The organism is Dulcicalothrix desertica PCC 7102 (genome assembly GCF_003991905.1).
In the GTDB taxonomy this organism is placed as follows: domain Bacteria; phylum Cyanobacteriota; class Cyanobacteriia; order Cyanobacteriales; family Nostocaceae; genus Dulcicalothrix; species Dulcicalothrix desertica.
Window position 1 is genome coordinate 41,779 of the sequence record NZ_RSCL01000023.1, and the last position, 21,881, is coordinate 63,659.

At 40.8% G+C, this 21,881-nt stretch carries 16 protein-coding genes; 10 read left to right on the forward strand and 6 right to left on the reverse strand.

Translation table 11 applies throughout. The features are described 5' to 3' along the window. Positions 1–284: 284 nt before the first annotated feature. The gene (locus DSM106972_RS37365; protein ID WP_127085436.1) at positions 285–503 is read left to right on the forward strand and encodes a hypothetical protein; all 219 of its coding nucleotides are present in this window, start codon (positions 285–287) and stop codon (positions 501–503) included. Here DSM106972_RS37365 and ribD read toward each other — a convergent pair. The 4 genes from ribD to DSM106972_RS37385 form a co-directional block, all read right to left on the reverse strand. Beyond that, complete coding sequence (ribD, locus tag DSM106972_RS37370; protein WP_127085529.1) at positions 500–1,618, reverse strand: bifunctional diaminohydroxyphosphoribosylaminopyrimidine deaminase/5-amino-6-(5-phosphoribosylamino)uracil reductase RibD; 1,119 nt, start codon at positions 1,616–1,618, stop codon at positions 500–502. The two genes, DSM106972_RS37365 and ribD, sit on opposite strands and share 4 nt — an antisense overlap. Before the next feature lie 520 nt (positions 1,619–2,138). Further along, complete coding sequence (gene mreD / locus DSM106972_RS37375; protein WP_127085437.1) at positions 2,139–2,822, reverse strand: rod shape-determining protein MreD; 684 nt, start codon at positions 2,820–2,822, stop codon at positions 2,139–2,141. A gap of 45 nt (positions 2,823–2,867) precedes the next feature. Next, positions 2,868–3,704 (reverse strand): rod shape-determining protein MreC, encoded by an 837-nt coding sequence (gene mreC, locus DSM106972_RS37380; RefSeq protein ID WP_127085438.1) that lies wholly within the window; start codon positions 3,702–3,704, stop codon positions 2,868–2,870. Positions 3,705–3,782: 78 nt separating this feature from the next. Further along, a complete protein-coding gene (locus tag DSM106972_RS37385) occupies positions 3,783–4,790 on the reverse strand; it encodes a rod shape-determining protein (RefSeq protein ID WP_019492420.1) in 1,008 nt (335 codons plus the stop codon). A gap of 378 nt (positions 4,791–5,168) precedes the next feature. Here DSM106972_RS37385 and DSM106972_RS37390 point away from each other — a divergent pair, with 378 nt between their 5' ends. Beyond that, positions 5,169–5,531, forward strand: a complete 363-nt coding sequence (locus tag DSM106972_RS37390) for a single-stranded DNA-binding protein (RefSeq protein ID WP_127085439.1) — start codon at positions 5,169–5,171, stop codon at positions 5,529–5,531. Between the two features lie 40 nt (positions 5,532–5,571). Here the strand turns inward: DSM106972_RS37390 and DSM106972_RS37395 are convergent, their stop codons facing one another. Then, positions 5,572–6,315, reverse strand: a complete 744-nt coding sequence (locus DSM106972_RS37395) for an SIMPL domain-containing protein (RefSeq protein WP_127085440.1) — start codon at positions 6,313–6,315, stop codon at positions 5,572–5,574. Between the two features lie 537 nt (positions 6,316–6,852). On the opposite strand from DSM106972_RS37395, the gene DSM106972_RS37400 reads away from it, so the two are divergent. From DSM106972_RS37400 to sds, 5 genes are all read left to right on the forward strand, one after another. Continuing rightward, positions 6,853–8,211 (forward strand): cation:proton antiporter, encoded by a 1,359-nt coding sequence (locus DSM106972_RS37400; RefSeq protein ID WP_127085441.1) that lies wholly within the window; start codon positions 6,853–6,855, stop codon positions 8,209–8,211. 363 nt (positions 8,212–8,574) lie between these two features. Further along, positions 8,575–10,155, forward strand: a complete 1,581-nt coding sequence (locus DSM106972_RS37405; protein ID WP_233787013.1) for an N-acetylmuramoyl-L-alanine amidase family protein — start codon at positions 8,575–8,577, stop codon at positions 10,153–10,155. Between the two features lie 703 nt (positions 10,156–10,858). Then, entirely contained in the window at positions 10,859–12,808 is a 1,950-nt protein-coding gene (locus DSM106972_RS37415) for an N-acetylmuramoyl-L-alanine amidase (RefSeq protein WP_411675378.1), read from the forward strand. Between the two features lie 136 nt (positions 12,809–12,944). Beyond that, complete coding sequence (gene murI / locus DSM106972_RS37420; protein WP_127085445.1) at positions 12,945–13,811, forward strand: glutamate racemase; 867 nt, start codon at positions 12,945–12,947, stop codon at positions 13,809–13,811. 1,126 nt (positions 13,812–14,937) lie between these two features. Beyond that, positions 14,938–15,906, forward strand: coding sequence for a solanesyl diphosphate synthase (sds, locus tag DSM106972_RS37425; RefSeq protein WP_127085446.1), 969 nt, complete (start codon positions 14,938–14,940; stop codon positions 15,904–15,906). A 160-nt stretch (positions 15,907–16,066) separates the two neighbouring features. Here the strand turns inward: sds and DSM106972_RS37430 are convergent, their stop codons facing one another. Continuing rightward, positions 16,067–16,537, reverse strand: a complete 471-nt coding sequence (locus DSM106972_RS37430; RefSeq protein WP_127085447.1) for a hypothetical protein — start codon at positions 16,535–16,537, stop codon at positions 16,067–16,069. Between the two features lie 217 nt (positions 16,538–16,754). Between DSM106972_RS37430 and hetZ the strand changes: the two genes are divergently transcribed. The 3 genes from hetZ (at position 16,755) to DSM106972_RS37445 (ending at position 21,523) form a co-directional block, all read left to right on the forward strand. Then, the gene (gene hetZ, locus DSM106972_RS37435) at positions 16,755–17,945 is read left to right on the forward strand and encodes a heterocyst differentiation protein HetZ (protein ID WP_127085448.1); all 1,191 of its coding nucleotides are present in this window, start codon (positions 16,755–16,757) and stop codon (positions 17,943–17,945) included. A gap of 134 nt (positions 17,946–18,079) precedes the next feature. Continuing rightward, on the forward strand, positions 18,080–18,913 hold the full coding sequence (locus DSM106972_RS37440) for a PatU (RefSeq protein WP_325052254.1): 834 nt from the start codon (positions 18,080–18,082) through the stop codon (positions 18,911–18,913). Positions 18,914–19,195: 282 nt separating this feature from the next. After that, positions 19,196–21,523: a transglutaminase TgpA family protein gene (locus tag DSM106972_RS37445; protein ID WP_127085449.1), complete on the forward strand. Its 2,328-nt coding sequence runs from the start codon at positions 19,196–19,198 to the stop codon at positions 21,521–21,523. Positions 21,524–21,881 lie beyond the last annotated feature (358 nt).

Sequence of the window (21,881 nt, forward strand, 5' to 3'; positions counted from 1 at the left end):
GTTTGTTAATTTGCTTACATTAACACGTCAGAAACCGGGTTTCTCTGTAAAATTGTTCTTTATTACAATATATTAATAAACAAACCCGGTTTCTATGGGAAATTGTTTTTTCATTACAATATATTAATGAATAAACTCGGTTTCTATGGTTCCTGTATCAATAAATAATTCGATATATTAAGAGTTCCCTAATAGTTGTGTCATGTTGTCCAATAATACCGGACGTTTTCAAATCAATTGTGTATCCTGAAAAAATCAGTCGATTATTTGGAATGGAGGTAAATGTGACTCCGAATCTTATGCGTCAGTTTTGGTCGGTACTAGAAAGCGCTCAGAGTAAAACGCTTTTACAAATGGATGATGCAAGCTTGGTACAATGGCTCGTAAGACAGACCAAGATGCAAACATCCCTCGATTACAGCGAAACTGCTTTTTTGAACGATTACATTCAATCACGGCTAGCTCTTATTCGTGACATGGCTTACGAACGTTCGTACAATTAAATGTTAAGAGGTAAATACCCCTCAATTAAACAGTCAGTTCCAACTAAACGCATTTCAACACGTTCTAAAGCAAGTGCCTCAGTCATAGTGGTAAAGCCTAAATCTCCGACGGGGGTAGGAGCAGCACTGCCACCTATGATTTTAGGGGCAATAAAAGCTAAAACCTTTTGTACAGCATTTTCTTTAATTGCACTTGCTGCTAATGTTCCACCACACTCCCACAACACGTTACAGAAACCACGCTCATAAAAATATGCCATTGCTTTATCGGGTGTAAGTAAATCTAATTCAATTACTTCTACCCCACGACGACGTAGACTTGCCTGAAAATCGGGGTTTGCTCCCTTACTCGTCAGTACCAAAGTGGGAGCTACCTCGGTTTGCCACAGGTGAGCTTCTGCTGGTAAGTCAAGACTACGACTCATTACTACCCGTAAAGGATTGCGTGCGAACTCGTTATGACTTGTTAAATATGGATTATCTTTTCTAACTGTATTTCCACCTATAACTACTGCATCACATGCTACTCGCGTTTGATAAACTACGCTGCGAGCTTCCTGATTTGTAATCCAAGCGCTATGACCTGTATTTGTGGCGATTTTACCATCTAGAGTCATGGCATATTTTAATATACCCAACGGGCGCCGATGCAATATTCTATGTATAAAACCTTCATTTAATTTTCGACAAGCAGCTTCTTCGACTCCAACTATTACCTCAATACCGCCGGAGCGAAGTTTAGCAATACCACCACCTGCGACTAAAGGGTTTGGGTCAACCATCCCCACTACGACTTTTGCAACACCTGCTTTGATTAAGGCGGACGAACAAGGTGGAGTGCGTCCATAGTGGTTACAAGGTTCAAGACTAACATAAGCCGTGGCGCCACATGCATTTTCACCAGCTTCTCGCAACGCAAAAACCTCCGCATGAGGTTCACCAGCTTTAGGATGATACCCTTCTCCAACTATTTTGCCATCTTTAACAATAACCGCTCCAACCATCGGGTTTGGCGCTGTGCATCCCAAAGCTTTACGCGCAAGTTCCAAGCATCGCTGCATCATGCGCGCGTCAAAACTCGTTCCAATATTTTTAGATTGTGAGTAATAACCCATTGAAATATTAATAGTATTTTCCTGACTTTGGAGCGCTTCGGCATTGGCATGTTGCACTATTGGGGAGTTATCCATAACCTATATACACCTTTATTTCCGAAACTTCCTGCTACTGTATAACGAATAAAAATGACAGGCTTAAGCCAAGTTTAAAGCGTCATGCTTAACAATTCCAGCAAAAAGGTAAAATTGATTCTGCTTACTTCTTTCTTTGTGTCCTAAGAAAGCGGGAAAACTCCGTTTACGTTAACGGATAATGTGCCTTTGTGGTTAATTACTCATAATAATTTTGTATTTTTAGTATGTTTTTTTACATAATACGTAGAGACGTGTAAACCTTTATGTTTTCCCGTAGGGATTAATCACGTCTCTACATATCACCTATAAATATATTAAGAGTCCCATCTTCACCAAAGAAAATGGGACTCTAATTTATCACCACACTCCGCCCAATGATTAGGTGTTAACAAGTAAAATACCAGCTAACACCTTTAATAACGTTAAAATTGGATTTAAAAATTTAGTTTTGCTCTGCAAGCTTAAGCTTTTGCCACCAGCGGTTTAAAGGATAATAAACGACAGGCGCCCAAAGGCTACTAAGAATAGCAGAAGCAAGAGCGACTCGCTGAAAATATGCCCAAATAAATGTGACATTTCTACCTCCACTCAAAGCTAGTTGTGATGCAAAAACAGCTTCACTAAAAACTGCCATTACAAAAACAATTAAAGCAATAGAGATAAAGTCCTCTTCTATAAATCTAGATTTTTGAATTCCACCAGTGATTAATCCTACCAAACCCAGAGGCAATGCATGAGTCGGTTCAGAATATGTCATGGCATCTTGAAGGAATCCTAAAATGATACCAGCGAAGGCGCCTTGCCATGCATTACGCTTTACACTCCAAGCGACTACCCAAATAAGCAGCCAATTTGGCGCAATTCCGAGTAACTCCATACCAGGTAAACGGTTGGGTAGCAACATCAAACATAAGAGTACACTGAAAAACATCAAAGAGTAATCTACGATTTGACGAGTTCGGGGTTTCCAACTAGCAATTGGCTTGAAGTTGAATTTAAATAGTGGTTTTGATTTTGGTTTTGAGGAAGGTGCCTCTTTTTGGCGCGCGGACTGTTTTCTTTTTTTAGGTTTGGCGGAATAAGAGCTAGTGCGACGCTTGGAACCCTTCCATGAAAATAGCTTCATACTCTTTGAGGTGATGCGTATCTTAAATGTTTAATTTTTGATTGGTTAATTAGGTTTGGCTTGTGAAACAGATTTTTGTGATTCTTGAGTTTCTTTTTGTTTATCAGCGTTTACTGGAGCTTCTGGTTGCGCTTCTGGCTTTGAATAAATTTCAACCCAATCAAGCGAACGAATTGGTGGGAAAAGTTCGATTTTGGCAATCGATGCAGGTAAGCGCTTTAAATCTAAAGATTTTATACGACCAACCGCAATTCCTGATGGAAATTTTTGGCTGTAGGTGGATGTAGCGATTAAATCACCAATTTTGACGTTGGGGACTTTTTCGTAAAACTCAAGTACAGCTTCAGTAGAACCATCACCGCGTAATACACCTTTGGCGCCAGTTCGACTAACGGTTACACCAACTTGGCTTTTGAAGTCGCTAACTAACAGCACGCGGCTAGAGTTTGGAGTTACATTTTCTACAAGACCAATTAACCCACCTTCGGCACGAACAACAGAACCCTCTTGAACTCCATTGGAACTGCCACGGTTGAGAGTTACTTGTTGCCACCAATTGTCAGCACTGCGCCCAATTACACGAGCTACAGCCAGAGGTTTTGCGGCTTTTTCTTGTTCGTTATAATTTAAAATTTGTTTAAGCTTTTGATTTTGACTTTGTAGATCAACAATCTGGGTTTGCAATTCTAATAACTGGGCATCACGTAATCTTTCTTCTTTAGTTGGGCCAGAACTCATAATTTGTAGTGGACGAGTTATGCCTTGATAGACCTCAAGTAAAAATGAACCTTGAGTTTGTCGCAGTACAAAAGCACCACCAACTACTAAACCGAGTAAACCTATTTGTAAGCCCCTGCGCTCCCACCACCGTGCTGTAAACATACGTACCTTTCTTATAGCTATAAATAATAGGGATACTGGATTCTACCGAGAATCCAGTAACACTTGCTGCATTCTGCTTTACATATTTCGTGAACGAGCGCTAAATACTCGCTCATGCTGTTTAAAGTTCTCCAATACACGACCAGTACCAAGAACTACACAACTTAATGGGTCAGATGCTACGTGTGTAACAATACCCGTTTCATGACTAATTAAAGTGTCAATACCCTTAAGTAACGCACCGCCACCAGCAAGCATGATACCCCTGTCGATAATATCTGCCGCAAGTTCCGGAGGTGTACGCTCCAAAGTTCGCTTCACTGCTTCAATAATTACGCTTAAAGGTTCCGACATGCTTTCGCGAATCTCTGGCCCTTTTATTGTGACAGTACGTGGTAATCCTGAAAGCAAGTGCAAACCGCGAACTTCCATAATTGCTTCTTCGTCATCAGAAGTAGGATAAGCCGAACCAATACGAATTTTAATATCTTCGGCAGTTCGTTCGCCAATCACCAAATTATGAACTTTCTTCATATATCCGATTATCGACTCGGTTAACTCATCACCTGCGATACGTACCGATTCGCTCAATACTGTACCTTGCAAGCTCAGAACTGCTACCTCTGTGGTGCCGCCACCAATGTCAATAATCATATTACCTGTTGGGTCAGCAACTGGTAATCCGGCGCCTATTGCTGCTGCAACAGGTTCGTCAATCAAAAACACTTCTCTGGCGCCTGCTTGGGCAGCAGCATCCATCACAGCTCGTCGTTCAACACCAGTTACACCGCTAGGAATACCGATGACAATTCTTGGTAAAACCAATGACTTGCCCTCGTTAACGCGCTGGATAAAGCTTTTCAACATCAGCTCGGCGGTATCAAAGTCAGCGATTACACCGTCACGCAAGGGGCGGAGAGCAACCACATTACCTGGTGTCCGACCGAGCATTTTTTTTGCTTCTTCTCCCACTGCCAATGCGACCTTTTCATTTTGGTCGATGGCTACCACCGAAGGTTCTTGGAGAACAATACCTTTACCACATACGTAAACGAGGGTGTTGGCTGTACCTAAATCGATACCCATATCCCGCGATAAGGAAAACTTTTTAAAAAGACCCACGCGCTTCTACGCCCCCTATTTGCGATACTTTTGACTACGAGTTTTTGACTGAATCGTGCTGGATTCTATTACTTTTTTTATCCTGAGTCTAGTAAAGCAGGCTATTTTTTATAGAACTTTTGGTAATCTTTACTAAACATGAGCTGCACTACTTTTTTCTATTCTATGGCTACATCAGTATATCCGTAAGGATTCACTCCGGCGCCGAAGTAATTTTTACCAATTTTCCTGCATAGAGCGACAGTTGCTCTTTATCTAAACATATATTTTAGATAGTGACAATTCCTATATGATACAAGTAATATATATAAAGTACCTTTGTACTGAATAGGTAGCATTAGTATGAGTATAAATTCTATCACTCTTATCGGTCGTGTCGGCACAGACCCAGATATTAAATACTTTGATTCTGGCTCGGTGAAGTGTCGGTTAACATTGGCGGTTAATCGCCGTAGTCGTGATGCAGAACCAGATTGGTTTAGCTTAGAGATATGGGGTAAAACAGCCCAAATAGCTAAGGATTATGTAACAAAGGGTAAACAAATAGGAGTTAAGGGTTCTTTAAAATTTGACACTTGGGTTGATAACAAAACAGGTGCCAACCGTTCCACACCAGTTATCTTAGTAGAACAGTTGGAGTTACTAGGTTCTAAGCGCGATACCGATAACTCAGGAAGCGACTTCGACAGTCCTGATAATTTTTAACTTGTAGCACAGGCATCCCTGCCTGTGCCACAATTCAAGATTAATAACTGATTTGTAAAGTAACTGAAGCTTCAACTTGTTGCTCACCACCAACAACAGGAGTAGGAGGCGCCGCTACATCTGCCCTTACGCTAGCAGCAGCCATTTCTCGATATACAGGTCTAGGAGGAACGGCGCCATTAATTTGTACGTTAACGACTTCTTTCGGTTTCAAGCCAAGGGTCGTGAATACTGCATTTGCTTGTTGCTGTGCGTCTTGAGTTGCTTTTTGTAAAGCTTGTCTTTGCGCTTGGGATATCGCTTCATCACTTGCAACAAAACTTATGCCATCAATACGTGTAGCGCCTGCTTTGACTACATCATCAAGCAAGTTACCAGTTCTATCAGTAGGAATACGGAAATTAACAGTGTTAGTAGCACTGTAACCAGTAATTCGCTGTACGTTGTTAGTGTAACTGTAAACTGGGTTGAGGTTAATGTTTGTTGTTTGTAATTTTTCAACCCCAGGACGCGATTTTATTAACGTTACTACAGCACTTGAACGACGCGCCGCTTCTTGCTGAACTTGTTTTGCGTCTTTTCCTTGCACTTCTACACCCACATTGACCTGAGAAAGAGTCGTTGGTATAGACTCTACACCACGTCCACTTACCGTTAGTGTCCGTAACATCCGCTCCTTTTCTTGAGCTAAACTAGGCTGCACAAAACTAGCGCACAATAATAACGCTACAGGGAACGCTTTCCAAAAATTGCCATTAATGCTAGGCATAACTAACTGACTCATCACTCTTCACTCCTTATAAATATACACACGAATTTTTACAGATACTTAAGTCAAATCAATAGTACCTGAAATAGATTAAATGCCAAAAATATCAACAATATATCTATTTAATTAGCAAAAATTTACATATAAAATCTTTACCAATCTATTAGATAATTATTGCTTTTACATTATTTCACTTGAACTTATCAATCACAAAACTAATTATATAGCAGGAGTTTGAATGTAATCGCGACATGTTATAAGATACACTTTCATTCATAACCTTTGCCTATTTATTTTTCTTTGTGTACTGTTTTTCAGTTCATTTGAAACCTAATTTATCATGTTTCTACTTTGGCATGGTGCCTTCTTAAAACGATGCACGGTTACGTTTTTTGAAACTAAAAAATTACCAGAAACCGGGTTTCTTACGTTTCTTACAAGTTGTAATTATTGGTAATAATTTCTATTAAATTAACTAAATAACAATTAATCCCCTAGCAGTTGGTAGAGTAGAGGGATGATTTCGCGTCTTTTACAATGCAATTAGACTTAATGACAATTTTTTTTCAACCGTTACATTTACTTGCATCTACAACTGAGACTGCCGATAGTTCTTTAGTATTAGCATCAGTACTACTAAGTTTAGTGGTAGTTTACTTTGCTAGCAAGTTGGGTGGAGAGCTATCTAACCGCATCGGGTTGCCTCCTGTTTTAGGAGAACTTGTAGGTGGTGTAGTAGTAGGTGTTTCAGCTTTACACCTTTTGGTATTTGGTGATGCTGAAACTTCAAGCTCAGTAATAATGCAGTTCTTGACCTTTACAGGTAGTTTAAGTCCCGAAGCTGCAAACAGCGTATTTCATGCACAATCGGAAGTAATATCTGTTTTGGCAGAATTAGGTGTTATTATCCTGCTGTTTGAAATTGGCTTGGAGTCTAATTTAAAGGATTTATTATCTGTTGGACTGCAGGCAACGGTGGTAGCTTTTGTTGGAGTGGTGGTTCCCTTTGCAGCGGGTACTGCTGGGCTAATGTTGATATTCGGTGTGGGTGCGGTTCCTGCTATTTTCGCAGGAGCGGCACTGACGGCAACAAGTATTGGTATTACATCCAGGGTACTATCAGAGTTAGGGCGCCTCAATTCTAAAGAAGGGCAAATAATTTTGGGGGCTGCTGTTATTGACGACGTGTTGGGTATTATTGTTCTGGCTGTCGTAGCTAGTCTTGCTAAAGATGGTGCTGTAGATGTTGGCAAAGTCATATACTTGATTTTTAGTGCTGCTGGCTTCTTAGTAGGTGCCATTGCACTGGGTAATTTCTTTAACAAATCGTTTGTAGCGGTTGTTAATGTTCTCAAAACCCGGGGTGAACTGATATTACCCGCATTTATTTTCGCTTTTCTAATGGCATATTTTGCCGCGTCTATTCAGTTAGAAGCAATTTTAGGTTCGTTTGCTGCTGGTTTAGTTCTTGAAGAAACTGAAAAACGCAAAGAGCTACAGCAACAAATAATTCCCATTGCTGATATGTTAGTACCAATTTTCTTTGTAACTGTAGGCGCCAAAACTGACTTAAGCGTTCTTAACCCCGCTATACCTAGCAACCGGGAAGGGTTAATAATGGCAATATTTTTAGTAACGGTAGCTATTCTCGGTAAACTTGTTACAGGTTTTAGTGTATTCGGAAAAGAAAAAATTAACCGCTTGGCTATTGGTGTAGGAATGATACCACGTGGAGAAGTTGGACTAGTATTTTTGGGTATTGGTTCAAGTGTAGGTATTTTAACCAAGCCATTAGAAGCGGCAATCATCGTCATGGTGATAGTTACAACATTTTTGGCGCCGCCATTTTTAAGGATTGTATTCCCAGACCCAGAACCAGCTGCTTTGAGCAATACTGCCGAAAATCCATAATCAGCAAAGAAACCGGGTTTCTCAACTTAGAAACCCGGTTTCTAAGATTTAGCTATTAATTTTAGCTATCAAAGAGTGAACAATTTGTATAAAAAGCTTATATGTTACGGCACCTTCTATTGGTGCCTTTGATTTTATGTTTAGATTTATATTTTGGCGGAAGTATTTTAAATGATGCCGTGGATGTGCGGAGTAGTTTGTGATAGCATATGACGCTACGTGCTGTTTGCCAGAATTCTTGAGAAATCTCAACGATTGGGTAACAACAGATGCTAGAGTATCCGTGCGTTGACTGCATAAGGATTTGCCAATGCTGTCTTCAGATTGCACTACTACCAGGAACGTTTTGGTGGAGAAAATATTGTGAAACTACATTGGTTGTTATCAGGTACTTTTATAACTTCGATTTTGATACTGCCGTCCGAAGTTCGCGCTCTGAACGGTTCAATTATATTTGATAACGATAATGGAGCAAAAATAATACAAAAGTATCAACTAGTTCAAAAGTTGAGAACAGATCAAGCTGGAACACAAATCGAAAATGTACGAGTTACGGGTGACGGTTTCTTTATCCGTACCAATGGCGGAAATCCTTTGGTTCGTATTTCTCGTAGTCGTGATCAAAAAACTATCAATATAGATATATCGGGAGCATCGCTAGCACCAAGTTTAACGCCAGAGATGATGGTAAATCGTTTTGGTGTTAGCCAAGTAATTTTATCGCAACTTGAAGGTAATACTCCCATTGTTAGGATGTCTTTACAAGTTGAAAGAAACAGCCCTAACTGGAGAGTTTTGAAAAATGCTAACAATTTGATTTTTTTACCTGACCGTTTTGGTGGTGGCGCCAATACTTCAGTGTCTAATAGTGGTGGTTCAAATAATCCTGCTCCTTCCCCTTCACCTTCCCCTCCACCTTCTCTTCCGTTCCCTGGTATTCCACCGACACCAGGTCGCAGTAATACTCCAGCAACAATTCAATCAGTAGAACTTGCAGGTGGTGGAACGCAATTAATTATTCGTGCAGACCAAAACTTTAGTGCCACAAGCGGTTGGGATAGAGCAACAGGAATGTTCCGTATTACCGTAACAAACGCGCGTCTTACCAACAACGTTCGTGGTCCAGCACTTGATAGTAATAGCCCTATTCTTCGGATTCGGTTAACCGAACAAAAAGAATCAAATACTGTAGTAATTTTGGTGCAACCTGCTAGCGGAGTCCAAATTGGGCAACTAAATCAAATTACTGGGCAGTTTTTAGCGCTCGAATTGCGGCGTAATAGACCAATACCACCGATTACGCCGTTCCCTGACCCAATTAGACCAGGTGGTTCGGGGCCAATTATTGGTGAACTTCCACGTCCTCCTGTAGACCCTATACCTGGGCGAAGACGTAATGATGGACGTTTAGTCGTAATTATTGACCCAGGACACGGAGGTAAGGACTCAGGCGCCCTTGGAATAGGGGGTTCTATGGAAAAAGATGTAATTTTGCCAATAGGTATTAGAGTTGCCCAAATTCTTCAGCAAAACGGTATACAAGCAGTAATGACGCGCAATGCCGATTATTTCGTGACGTTGCAAGGTCGAGTGGATATGGCGGAACGAATCAACGCCGATGTATTTGTTAGCATCCACGCAAACTCAGCCGGTGTAAGTCGTCCGGATGTGAATGGATTGGAAACGTATTATTACGACAGTGGTCTAGAACTTGCTCGCATAGTCCACAGTACCATACTTCAGAGTCTCAGTGTCCGAGACAGAGGAGTACGACGAGCGAGATTTTTTGTTTTGAGAAAAAGCTCAATGCCTTCAATTTTAGTAGAAACCGGGTTTATGACAGGTACTCAAGACGTATCGCGGCTCGTGACACCACAATACCAAGCTCAAATGGCTGATGCCATCGCGCGCGGTGTTTTGCAATATCTCCGACAAATTCGATAGCAAATAGACTCATATGTTTAAACCGAACACCAAGTATTTTGTACTGCCATTACAAATAGCATTGTAGAGACAAGGGTTCATCGCGTCTCGGTTATTGGTAACTGGTTTTATTGGTCAGCATCAAATATTGCACCCCTGACCAAGAACAAAATTCCAATAATCAACGACTACATAGACAGGGACTTATATAACGATAGCCGTGCATCAGTTACTCAAACCGTCCTATTCCTCGCTACTTCCATCAACTTTACCTTTCGCGATTATTTTTATTTTTTTATGCTTGGGTTGACACTACGATTCAAAACTGGATAAATTGTTTCAAAAAATACAATTCTTATTTTGGGCAGTTTGTTAAACGTAGGTCTTGTGCGCCTGTCCGTGTCGCTGTTCTCAAAATCTCAAATAACACGTGGTGTATGTTACAACCAATGATTGACACTTACTGTTAATTTTGGTTATCTCATTATTGGCGTAAGAATAATGCTGTAGCGAGCAATTTTTGATACAGCTACGTATCGAAAGTTAATTTTCTCTTCTGAGCATTCATCTGTGGGTGTGGAGCCATATAACCGCGATAGCAATACAAAGCGTGTGGTGGCCAGAACGCCTGTAATAACTGCTTCTCGTTGGGTGACGGTGTGAGGAATAGCTAAAAAAAACAAAACATTATATTTGACCGATTGACGCAAAGCGCGTTACATCAATGGATTCAGGAGAAAACACTGTGAGATTACACTGGTTACTACCCAGCACCCTTTTTACTGTCTTCATACTTCCGTCGCCCGCCCATGCAGCTAAACTTAACTCTTGGCGGTTTGATGCCAATCAAAACCGATTGGAAATCGTTACCGACGGCGCCGTGCAACCAAAAGCACAGCTAATTTTTAACCCAACACGGGTAGTTATCGATTTACCAGGAACGCGGTTTGGACGTCCCCAGCTTACGCAACCAATAGGTGGGGCAATACGTTCGCTTCGTATCGGACAATTCGACGAAAATACAGCGCGTCTTGTCGTTGAACTTGCACCTGGTTTTACGCTTGACCCTGCTCAAGTCAAATTTGTCGGGGTTAGTCCCAGTCGTTGGAATGTTCAATTACCAAAACCCGAACGTGAACAAGTTGGAGATTCCTCTGATAAAGGTATCTATAATGTAATCACTACTCCTTCCAATAACACGCCTCCTAGCAATGCAAATAACTCAAGACCCTTACCCCCATCAACAGTAGTTGCCGCTTCGTCCGTACCAACCACTGTTGAGAATGTTCAAATTACGGGTGATGGTTTTTTTGTTCGCACTAGTGGGGCTGGAAATCCACAGTTGAGAGTAATTCGTAGTCTCGATAGACGCTCGATAGATGTAGACATTACTGGCGCCACAATATCATCGCAAGCGCAACGCGACATTTCAGTTAATAAACATGGTGTTAACAGAGTTTTATTATCTCAACTAAATTCTAGAACTCCAACTGTCAGAATGCAGCTACAGGTAAATCAAGACAGTCCTAACTGGAATGCTTCATTAAGCGGTGCAAATGGATTGATTTTAATTCCTAGCGCTACCCCAGTTGTTAGACTCCCAAGTCCAAATACTCGTCCTCCTATCAACCAACCAGACCCAAATCCACCAATAACTGTTAATACAGTTGCCACAATTCAATCGGTTGAGCTTAACGCTACAGGTACACAGCTCATTATTAGTGGAGACCAGCGTTTAACGGGAAGCGGTGGGTGGGATAGGTCTACTGGACAATATCGTATTACTATTCCTAACGCCAAGTTACAACAAAACGTTCGCGGTCCAAGTTTTGGCGCCAACAGTCCAGTCTTAAAAGTTCGTTTACAGCAGCAAGACCCTAACACTGTCGCAATATTAGTACAACCTGCCGCAGGAGTACAATTTGGACAAGTTAATCAGCTTAGTGGTCAACTACTATCACTCGACCTCTCTCGTGGACGTATAAGTACCCTACCACCTATTAATCCACCGTCCCAACCTATTAAACCTCCTGTAGTTCTTCCATTACCGCTTCCACGTCCTAACCCCCAACCGTTACCTCCCGGTGGCAACCCTGTACCTACCCCACAACCTCCAGTACGTCAACCAACTCCCAAAGGCAAAATCGTTGTGGTTGTTGACCCAGGACATGGAGGTAAAGATTCAGGCGCCCCAGGTCTTCGTGGTTTACTTGAAAAAGACGTAATTCTACCTATCGGTCTACGAGTTAGGTCAATCTTGGAACAAAATGGTATTCAAGTTGTCATGACTCGTGATTCTGATTACTTTGTTGACTTAAAACCACGGGTAGACATGGCAGAACGTGTTAACGCCAATTTATTCGTCAGCATCCACGCTAACTCTATCAGTGGGCGCCCAGATGTCAACGGTTTGGAAGTTTACTATTATGACAGTGGTTATCGTCTTGCTGAAGCAGTTCGCCAAAGCGTTCTCCAAAATATCTCTACTATTAAAGACCGAGGCACCCGTAAAGCCAGATTTTATGTTTTGAGAAAAAGCTCAATGCCTTCGATTTTAGTAGAAACAGGTTACATGACAGGAAGAGAAGATAACCCCCGTCTCGGTAATCGTGAATATCAAAATCGCATGGCTGAAGCTATCGCACGCGGTGTTCTCAGATATTTAGGAAGATAAATACACGACTGTAGAGACGTTACATGTAACGTCTCTACAAAAAATTCCCTGTTTGTAAAAAAACTCCTTGGCTAGATATTTGTGTAATTGCTATAAATCCTGTATTCTTATTCAAAAATAAAAAGACTAACTAGCTGTGTTTCTATCCTCAAACTTTGAAACTAATCTTGGACAAGAAAACTTTAACTATTACACAGAACCACAGCGTGCCCCGATTGGGGTATTTGATAGTGGGGTGGGGGGTTTAACTGTACTACGCGAACTGTATCGCCAAATTCCAAATGAGTCGATTCTCTATTTTGGAGATACGGCTCGACTACCTTATGGTATTCGCTCTCAAGCTGAAATTATTCAGTTTAACCGCGAAATTCTAACTTGGATGCAGCATGTTGGTGTTAAGATGGCAGTAATGGCTTGTAATACAAGTTCTGCACTTGCCCTTGAAACTGTACGCGAAGAATTTGATTTTCCGATTATTGGTGTTATTCTTCCAGGTGCCTTAGCCGCAGTTCAATATGGAAAACGTATCGGTGTTATCGCGACTCCAGCCACAGCAAAAAGTAACGCCTATAAAAACGCTATCCTAGAAATTGATGCAATAGCTCAAGTTTGGCAAGTTAGCTGCCCTGAATTTGTCCCTTTAATCGAACAAAACCGTATTCATGACCCCTACACTGTTGAAGTAGCAACGTCATACCTAGAACCACTAATTCAACAACAAATCGATACATTGGTTTACGGTTGTACTCACTATCCTCACTTGGCGCCAATTTTACGCTCGCTTTTACCAAGTACAGTTAACATTGTAGACCCAGCAGTTTACGTTGCTTCTGCTTGCGCGACTGAACTTGATATACTCAACTTACGTAACAACTTCCCGCCAATGCCAACTCGCTTTGTCGTCAGTGGTTGCCCAGAAACCTTCGCACTTACTTCTGTAAACTGGCTCGGTTGCACTCCAACAGTTGAAGTCGTAAACTGTGGGTCAGGTATTTTGGCTTAACTACTGCACAGGCATCCTCGCGCTTTGTATTGCACTAGCAGGATGCCTATGCTATTAGTTACACATCATCAATTGGCGAAGTTTTGTTTCCAGAACGTTTCGCTAATGCCAATAAGAGGTATACAGTAAATAAATATCCAGAAGCTAATATAAAAATGATCATCGCCGTTCTCACATAAACTATTTTTTTTTACGAGTTATTTGTGTTTAATATTAAGCAAACGCCATTAGCTAACCGCGTTTCGTGCGAATACATCTCACGATTAAAGCAGCACTCTGTTTCGTACTAAAAATAATTAGCACGGTTTAGTTTGCCTAGAACTAAGTTCTTTGCTTTTTGGCTTTATAGTTATTTATGTTTACAGACTCACTGCTGTTATTCAGCTGTCTAAACGCCATACAGCAATTTAGAGCGTTGCCTGGACAGTCTCTTCAAGTCTGCAAAATTTTTGCCTTTGTGTTTATTTACAAGAAAGGACATATAAGCCTTTTAATTAAGCGTTAAAGGCTTACTGACTCCTTTACCGAAATAATTTCGCTCTTCCGGCAAGAAACTATATGAACCTACTGTCAAACCACTGAAATTGCTAAAAACAGCTTCCCTAGTTCAACGAACGGTATCTATTTGACTCACGACTCTCAAAAAGTAAAACACGCTTAAGCGCATTACTTTTCGTGCGGTGATTAACAAAAAACTTTTAAGTCCCTTAATTTTAGCGTAACATAACCACCGGGACTTTTCATCTCAGTTCTGAGTTATTTTTCAAATATTTTGGCAATCACAAAAATAAGTTTTTCTTTTGTTTTTTGCCTATTGTATAAATAATAATTATTCTACTTACGTAGATATTAATAATTTTGCACCCTTCCCTTATGTAGTAAATAATATAACAATAATTATCTCACTTCAGCAAATGTTTTAAAGTATTTTTTTATACATACAGGTCTTTTCGGTAGGATTTTACCTCAAAATGCCTTTTTGGGGGTTGTGGGTAGAAAAAATACTGCTGTTGCTATTGATTAATACAATGATTCTTCACAATAAGCTTTGCAGTCTACCTGCGTTATCTTAAAATGAGTATAGAATATGTAAACTTTCGTAACTTAAGCCAGAGTCCGCCCATCCATGACCCCAGCAACCTCCCTTTTTACTCCTGTGGAAGCAGACCTGCGATTACTAGCAGACAATCTGATACAGTTAGTTGGAACAGACCACCCCATCCTCTATGCGGCGGCAAAACACCTATTTGGAGCTGGGGGAAAGCGTATCAGACCAGCGATAGTTCTGCTTGTATCGCGCGCTACCATGTCCGAAGATATTACTACTCGTCATCGGCGCCTAGCTGAAATCACAGAAATGATTCACACAGCGAGTTTGGTACACGATGATGTCGTAGATGAGTCGAACGAGCGACGTGGAGTTCCAACAATTCATAGTTTGTTTGGCAACCGCGTTGCTGTATTGGCAGGAGATTTCTTCTTTGCCCAATCTTCTTGGCACTTAGCCAACTTAGATAATTTAGAAGTTGTAAAACTTTTATCACAAGTATTGATGGATTTCGCGGTTGGAGAAATTCAACAGGGACTAAACCGTTTTGATGCGAGTATCACAATCGATACTTATCTTCAAAAAAATTATTATAAAACTGCAACATTATTTGCTAACAGCGCTAAAGCTGCCGCAGTGTTGAGCGAAGTTTCTGCTGAAACCGCAGAACGTTTGTATTGCTATGGACGTGACATCGGTTTGGCGTTCCAAATAGTTGATGATATTTTAGACTTTACGAGTTCGTCAGAAGCGTTAGGCAAACCAGCTGGTTCAGATTTGAAAAGCGGGACGTTGACGGCGCCTGTTTTGTATGCGTTGGAAGAAAAGCCAGCTTTGTTTATGCTAATAGAGCGAGAGTTTGCCCAATCCGGAGACTTAGAGCAAGCGTTGGCGTTAATTTCGGACAGTCAAGGTATCGCAAGAGCAAGGGAGCTAGCAGCACATCACGCGAAGTTGGCTGTAGAGCATTTGGTAGATTTACCATATTCGGAGTCTCGTCAAGCTTTGATAAACATGACTGATTTTGCGCTGAGTCGATTGTATTAAGTTTTTTATTTACCAAATTTAATTTATTGATCTTAAAAGAGCTAAGGAGTAGGCACAGACGGTAAAATCCAGTAGTGCTAGTTACCCTTAGCTCTTGAAATAGTTACAGCAATTTCCCACAATAACCCGTATGACAAGTTAAGCTGATATCTGGTAGTTTTTAAGCGATATCAGGAGGCACGGAGGAGTTAGGGTACGGCGCCATTACCTGTTGGATCAATAATTGTAGCTCAAAACGTGGGATTTCGATTGTATCACCACTCACGCCAGAAGTTTCAAAAAAAACTATACTATCTACGGGTTCCATTGCCGTTAACTGAAACAAGACGTGTATAACTCCGATTGGTTTCGCAGTTAATTGAGGGTTATCCCTCCTGTATTGGCTTTTAATCGCATCCTGTAATGTAGGGTAAGCATATACCACTCGTTTTTCGAGTTCTGGATTAGTACGATTGCTCAGTGTGGTGACAACCCACTCTTCATCCATACTTTGGATGATGAAATACTGTTTATGGGCCAACCTTTGAGCAAGCGTCTGTAAAGCCGGAGCGATTGCTGTTATCAGTTGTGGTGTAATGCCATCTTGGGGTGCATTTTCTTTCAGCAATTGAATTTGTGCTTGTAAATCCATAAATGTACCAGAGGGAAAAATGATAACGGTTGGAAAGAATTTTGTCAGGCATTAGCTCAATAATCGCCACTAGGTTGGGAATAATAAACTAAACCAATTCTTTAATTATGGTGTGCGTCAATCGCGCTAATCTGAGACATAATACTTTTTTACCAATTATTTATTTTGATCCCAGGCTGTCAATAGATTATGTTAGGGTCTTTTTAAGAACGAGACTATGAATTTAGCCGCAACCACAACTATTCAGGGAGAAAATTCTATCGGCGTGGAGGCGATATTAGAACTTTCCTTCCAGGAACTAAGGCAATCAACCAAAGCTTCGGAGAAAAATTGTCACGATGTGGCAATGCGTATCACCAACGAAGTTTATCGGATTTGCAATGAGAGCAAACGCATCCAAGCTTCTGGCTCTATAGAAAGCTCCGCCATTACCCTGGCTCGACATCGCCTGACTCAGTGCTTGCGATATTACCAGTTAGGTTCATCTCGTGGCAGGGTCGAACTTCACAGTACTTTGAGTGCAATTATCTATCGCTATATTAATCCTCCGCAACGCCAATTGAGCTATCAAGGGCGCCTAACGATAATTGAAGATTTTCTACAAAGTTTTTATTTAGAAGCTCTTAATGCTTTTCGCAGAGAAAATCAACTCGGTGCTACCTACCAGCCTCATACACTTCTTGAATTAGCCGAGTATATGGCGTTCACCGAACGTTACGGTAAACGTCGCATTCCTTTACCAGGAAGACAGCAACAACTTATTATTCTGCGCGCACAAACTTTTTCTCAACAACAACCACCAGAAACCTGTGTTGACATCGAACAAGCTGCCGAAGGTAGTGGAGGTGAAAGCGATGGCTCTTGGGAAGAACCAGCGGTTCAAATGTTGCGAAGCGCAATGGCTACACAGCCTGAACCAGAACCAACTGAAGATACGCTACGTTCTGTTGTAATAACTGAATTAATGAGTTATTTAGAGGAACGACAACAAACCGATTGTGCAGATTATTTTGCGCTGCGGTTACAAGATATGTCGGCAACTGAAATCGAATCAGTTTTGAATTTAACCTCCAGGCAACGCGATTATTTACAACAGCGTTTTAAGTATCACTTGATTCGATTTGCTTTACTGCACCGCTGGGAACTAGTTCACGAATGGCTTGAAGCTGATTTAAGTACAAATTTGGGCTTGACACCTATTCAGTGGGAAAAGTTTATTGAAGAAATGGATCCGAAGCAACGGTCAATACTAGAACTAAAGCAACAAAAAGAACCTGATGAAAAAATTGCTAAGTTGTGTGGGTTATCAATGGCACAACTACAAAAACGATGGTTTAAAATTCTTGAACAAGCCTGGGAAATTCGTAACTCTCTAGTGTCCGGATCGGGTGCATCTACTCATGAATAGTGACTCAGAATCCTTACAAAACCAGTTGTTCAGATGGTTAATAGTGTGCGTATGCTATAGAATCAGAAAATACCTCGGTTAATTGTAAGGAAAATAACGGGGTCGAAAATATACCGAGTGCTGCGAATACTCCAATGGATTTGCAGCAACCGGAATGGACGCCCCAAACCTCTCAACTAGGAGAAATTCCTACTGTGCAAGAACGTTTCCAAGCCGTCCTTAAACGTCGGTTACAAATTCAAATACAAAACCATCCTCCGTTATTCCCTTGGGAAACCCAAATCCAAGAATATCCTGACTACGTAGACAATCCCTCAGTCGCGTTAGTTCCTACGTGGGGATGGGGTCGTGGAGCATCTTTAACGCTCCCGATTGACTTACCAGAACGTGTATTTCAGCAATTGCTGGCTAGATGCCAAGAATTAGTTGCTTCTTCGTTACCGTTAGGAGCAAAATTAGTGGCTGCTGTGGAAAGCTTATTTCCTAACGATGAGCAGGCAATTAATGATTTAGCTGGATTAGTGCTAAGAACTCCTTATCGTTCTGCTTCGACCATTGAAGCAATGCCTAATTTGGATGGTGATTACTTTGATCTTCAAAGTCGTCAGCAAATGGCCGTTTCATTGTTGGCAGCAAAACAACTGTTTGATAACTTAACATTACCTGTTTCTGCAACTAATCCATTTGTACAAAGAGAATGGTTAACTGATGTTGGTGCTATCAAACTTCATGTTGAGTACGTACAATACGGCGCCGAAGCAAAGCTTTGTGTTCGGGCTGATTTACCTACGATTGGAAACATCAAAGTTGGTAATGCTAGCACAACTGCAATGGCTCAGTCTTCGAGTTCAGGTAATTTAAGTGTAGAAATACTTTGTGTTTCTCCACGTCAACCTTACACTCTCGAAGTAAAACTCACAGAAATCGACCAACAACCGTTGACATTTTTAATTCTTCCCACTATGTAGAAAATAATACTTACTGCTAGCACCAATATATTTAGATAGGCTCTTGTTGGTTTTCGAGTCAGGTGACGAAACCTAGTTTAAAGCGTATGCTTGGTATAAATAAGCGGTCATTAGGAAGGCACTAGTACATGTCGTATTTCGACGGTACGGTGCCTCTCCGGTCTACGGTCAACAGCATTTTTCCGGACAATGTATTAAGAGTTTATACTGACTACATTAGTATCCGTTGTCTACAAATGCATCGCTTAGTGATTACATCCACTAATTGCTTTATAACTAAAAATGTTTACCAGGATACGACTTGGCGCCCCAAAACCTGAATGGAATTATTGGCGCAACGGGTTTAAGGCATCTGCAATCGAAGTAGAAAATTCAATTGCTTTAAGGGTGCTGGTGCTAGCAAATGTAATTGTGGGAATTATTGCAACGGATATAGCGGCAGAAACTCAATTATCTTTTTGGGCAGCACCGCTTTCTGTTGTGGGGGCAGCTTGGAGTTATAAAAGGCGCCAAAATAGTAATGTATCGGTCAAATTTGGAATTGCGATCTTGATGTTAATAGCACTGGGTGCTTTCTTTGGTCGAATACTGGGGGAATTGAACGATACGCGATTAGTTTTGGCGCAGTTACTAGTACAACTCCAAGTACTCCATAGCTTTGATATGCCTAGGCGTAAAGACTTGGGGTATTCGATTGTTATTGGTATGATTTTGATAGGTGTAGCGGCAACATTAAGTCAAACTTTAGCGTTTGCACCAGTGTTGTTACTATTTTTAGCTATCGCCCTACCAACTTTAATATTCGATTACCGTTCAAGGCTAGGTATTACAAAGCCAATAGTTAATCAGGAGAAGACGAAGCATTCAGATGTGGCTTCGTCTTTACCTTCTTACTTTTTGCTTTTTGGATTAATTTTGGTTATCGGTTTGGGAATATTTGCCGTATTACCGCGTTTTCCAGGCTATCAATTACGAATGTTTCCAGTTAGCTCTAATATCGAAGTCAAAGGTAATTTTACTGGACGCAGCATTATTAATCCTGGTTATGTGCGCGCAGGTAATACCAAAGGTGGCGCCGCAAGTCCAGGTAGTGCAAATGCCCCAGGAGAGAATGGGGAGCCTGGTAAGGTTGACTCAAGTTTTTACTACGGCTTTAATAGTCGGATGAATCAAAACCTGCGCGGTGAAATGACACCCAAAGTTGTAATGCGAGTGCGTTCACAAATTGAGGGGTTTTGGCGAGTATTGGCATTTGACCGTTATACAGGCAAAGGTTGGGAAATTTCTCGTAACGATAAAGTACAAACGATTCGACGTTCTCCTTGGTCTTATCAAATTTATATACCTAGACCTAACGCCGTTGGCACCACCAAAGAAATAGTACAGACATATACAGTATTAGCTGATTTACCGAACTTAGTGCCAGCGATGGCGCATCCCAAGGAAATTTACTTTCCAACTCCGGTGATAGCGGTAGATACAGAAAATAGTTTACGGGCGCCTGTAGGTTTGTCAGATGGATTAACATATACAGTTATTTCTGAAGTTCCACTGCGTGACAGAACTCTATTAAATAAAGCAGGGAATGATTATCCAGATAGCATTTCCAAACATTACTTACAAATTCCAGAAGTCATTCAAGAGAAAGTTCGCACTCGTACAGAAGAGATATTGGCCAACTATAATAAAAACCGTGTTGGCTTTGCAGATAAAAGTTTAGATTCAGCTTACGAGAAAGCGCTTTACTTAGCGCAGTATTTAAAACAAAACTACAAAGTCCCCGAAAACCCTTTGGAGTTTCCCTTTTTAGAGCAAAACGAAGATTTAGTCGAAGCGTTTTTATTTAAATATAAAGGTGGCTATCCTGACCACTTTTCTACAGTATTAACAATGATGCTACGCTCGGTTGGTATTCCAGCGCGCTTAGTAGCAGGTTTTGGAGCAGGGCAGTTCAACCCATTTACTGGTTTGTATATTGTTCGTAACACCGATGCTTACGCGATGACCGAAGTGTATTTTCCCAAATATGGATGGTTTGCGTTTGACCCAATACCTCAACATCCTCTAATTCCTCCTTCAGTAGAAGAAACTCAAACATTTTCGGTACTTCAGCAGTTTTGGAAATGGGTGGCAGGGTGGTTGCCTTCTCCCGTGAGTGGTTTGCTCAATAATTTGTTTGGGGGTATATTCTCATTTTTCGCTAGGACATTTGTTTGGTTCTTTGGTTTATTTACAAAAGGTTTTTTTGGGATAATCCAAGCACTAATAATTGCAACAGCAACAGCTTTTGGTATTTGGTTATTATGGCAGCAATGGAAAGGATATCGGAACCGAAAAGCTCTTAACAAACTGCCACCAATGGAAAGTCTTTATCAACAGATGTTACAGTGGGTTGCTACGAGTGGTTTTAAGAAACATCCATCTCAAACACCACTAGAATATGCCCAAATATCCAAGACGCAACAACCAGCAGCGACATCAGAAGTTATTGATGAAATATGCTCATCTTATGTTAGTTGGCGTTATGGTGGTCAGGCGCCTAATTTACAATTGCTGAGAGAAAAATTCAACAAACTTAAAACAGTACAGAAACCCGGTTTCTTGGTTTAGAAACCGGGTTTCTTTAGTTTTTTGTGGCATCAAATAAATTTAGTTTATTTGATGCTTTCCGTATCTACGGATATTCGATGTGTAAAATTTCATTAAGTAATAGATTTGACTTTAATATTTTACTTACATTTTATTCAAAAGGATTTACCTGTATCTTTAGAGAGATTTTTATTCAATATTTATCGATTGAGATTGATAAAGATTTAAAAAAAGCAATGATAATTAAAAAACAAGCATTTCGAGGACTTTAGGGCGTTGTAACTGCTATTTTTTACGGATAACATGAGAAATAGTATTTTGTAGAAACACCATTTCTTCTTTAGTCCCGTATCGGTATTTACGCTTTTAAGGTAAATTC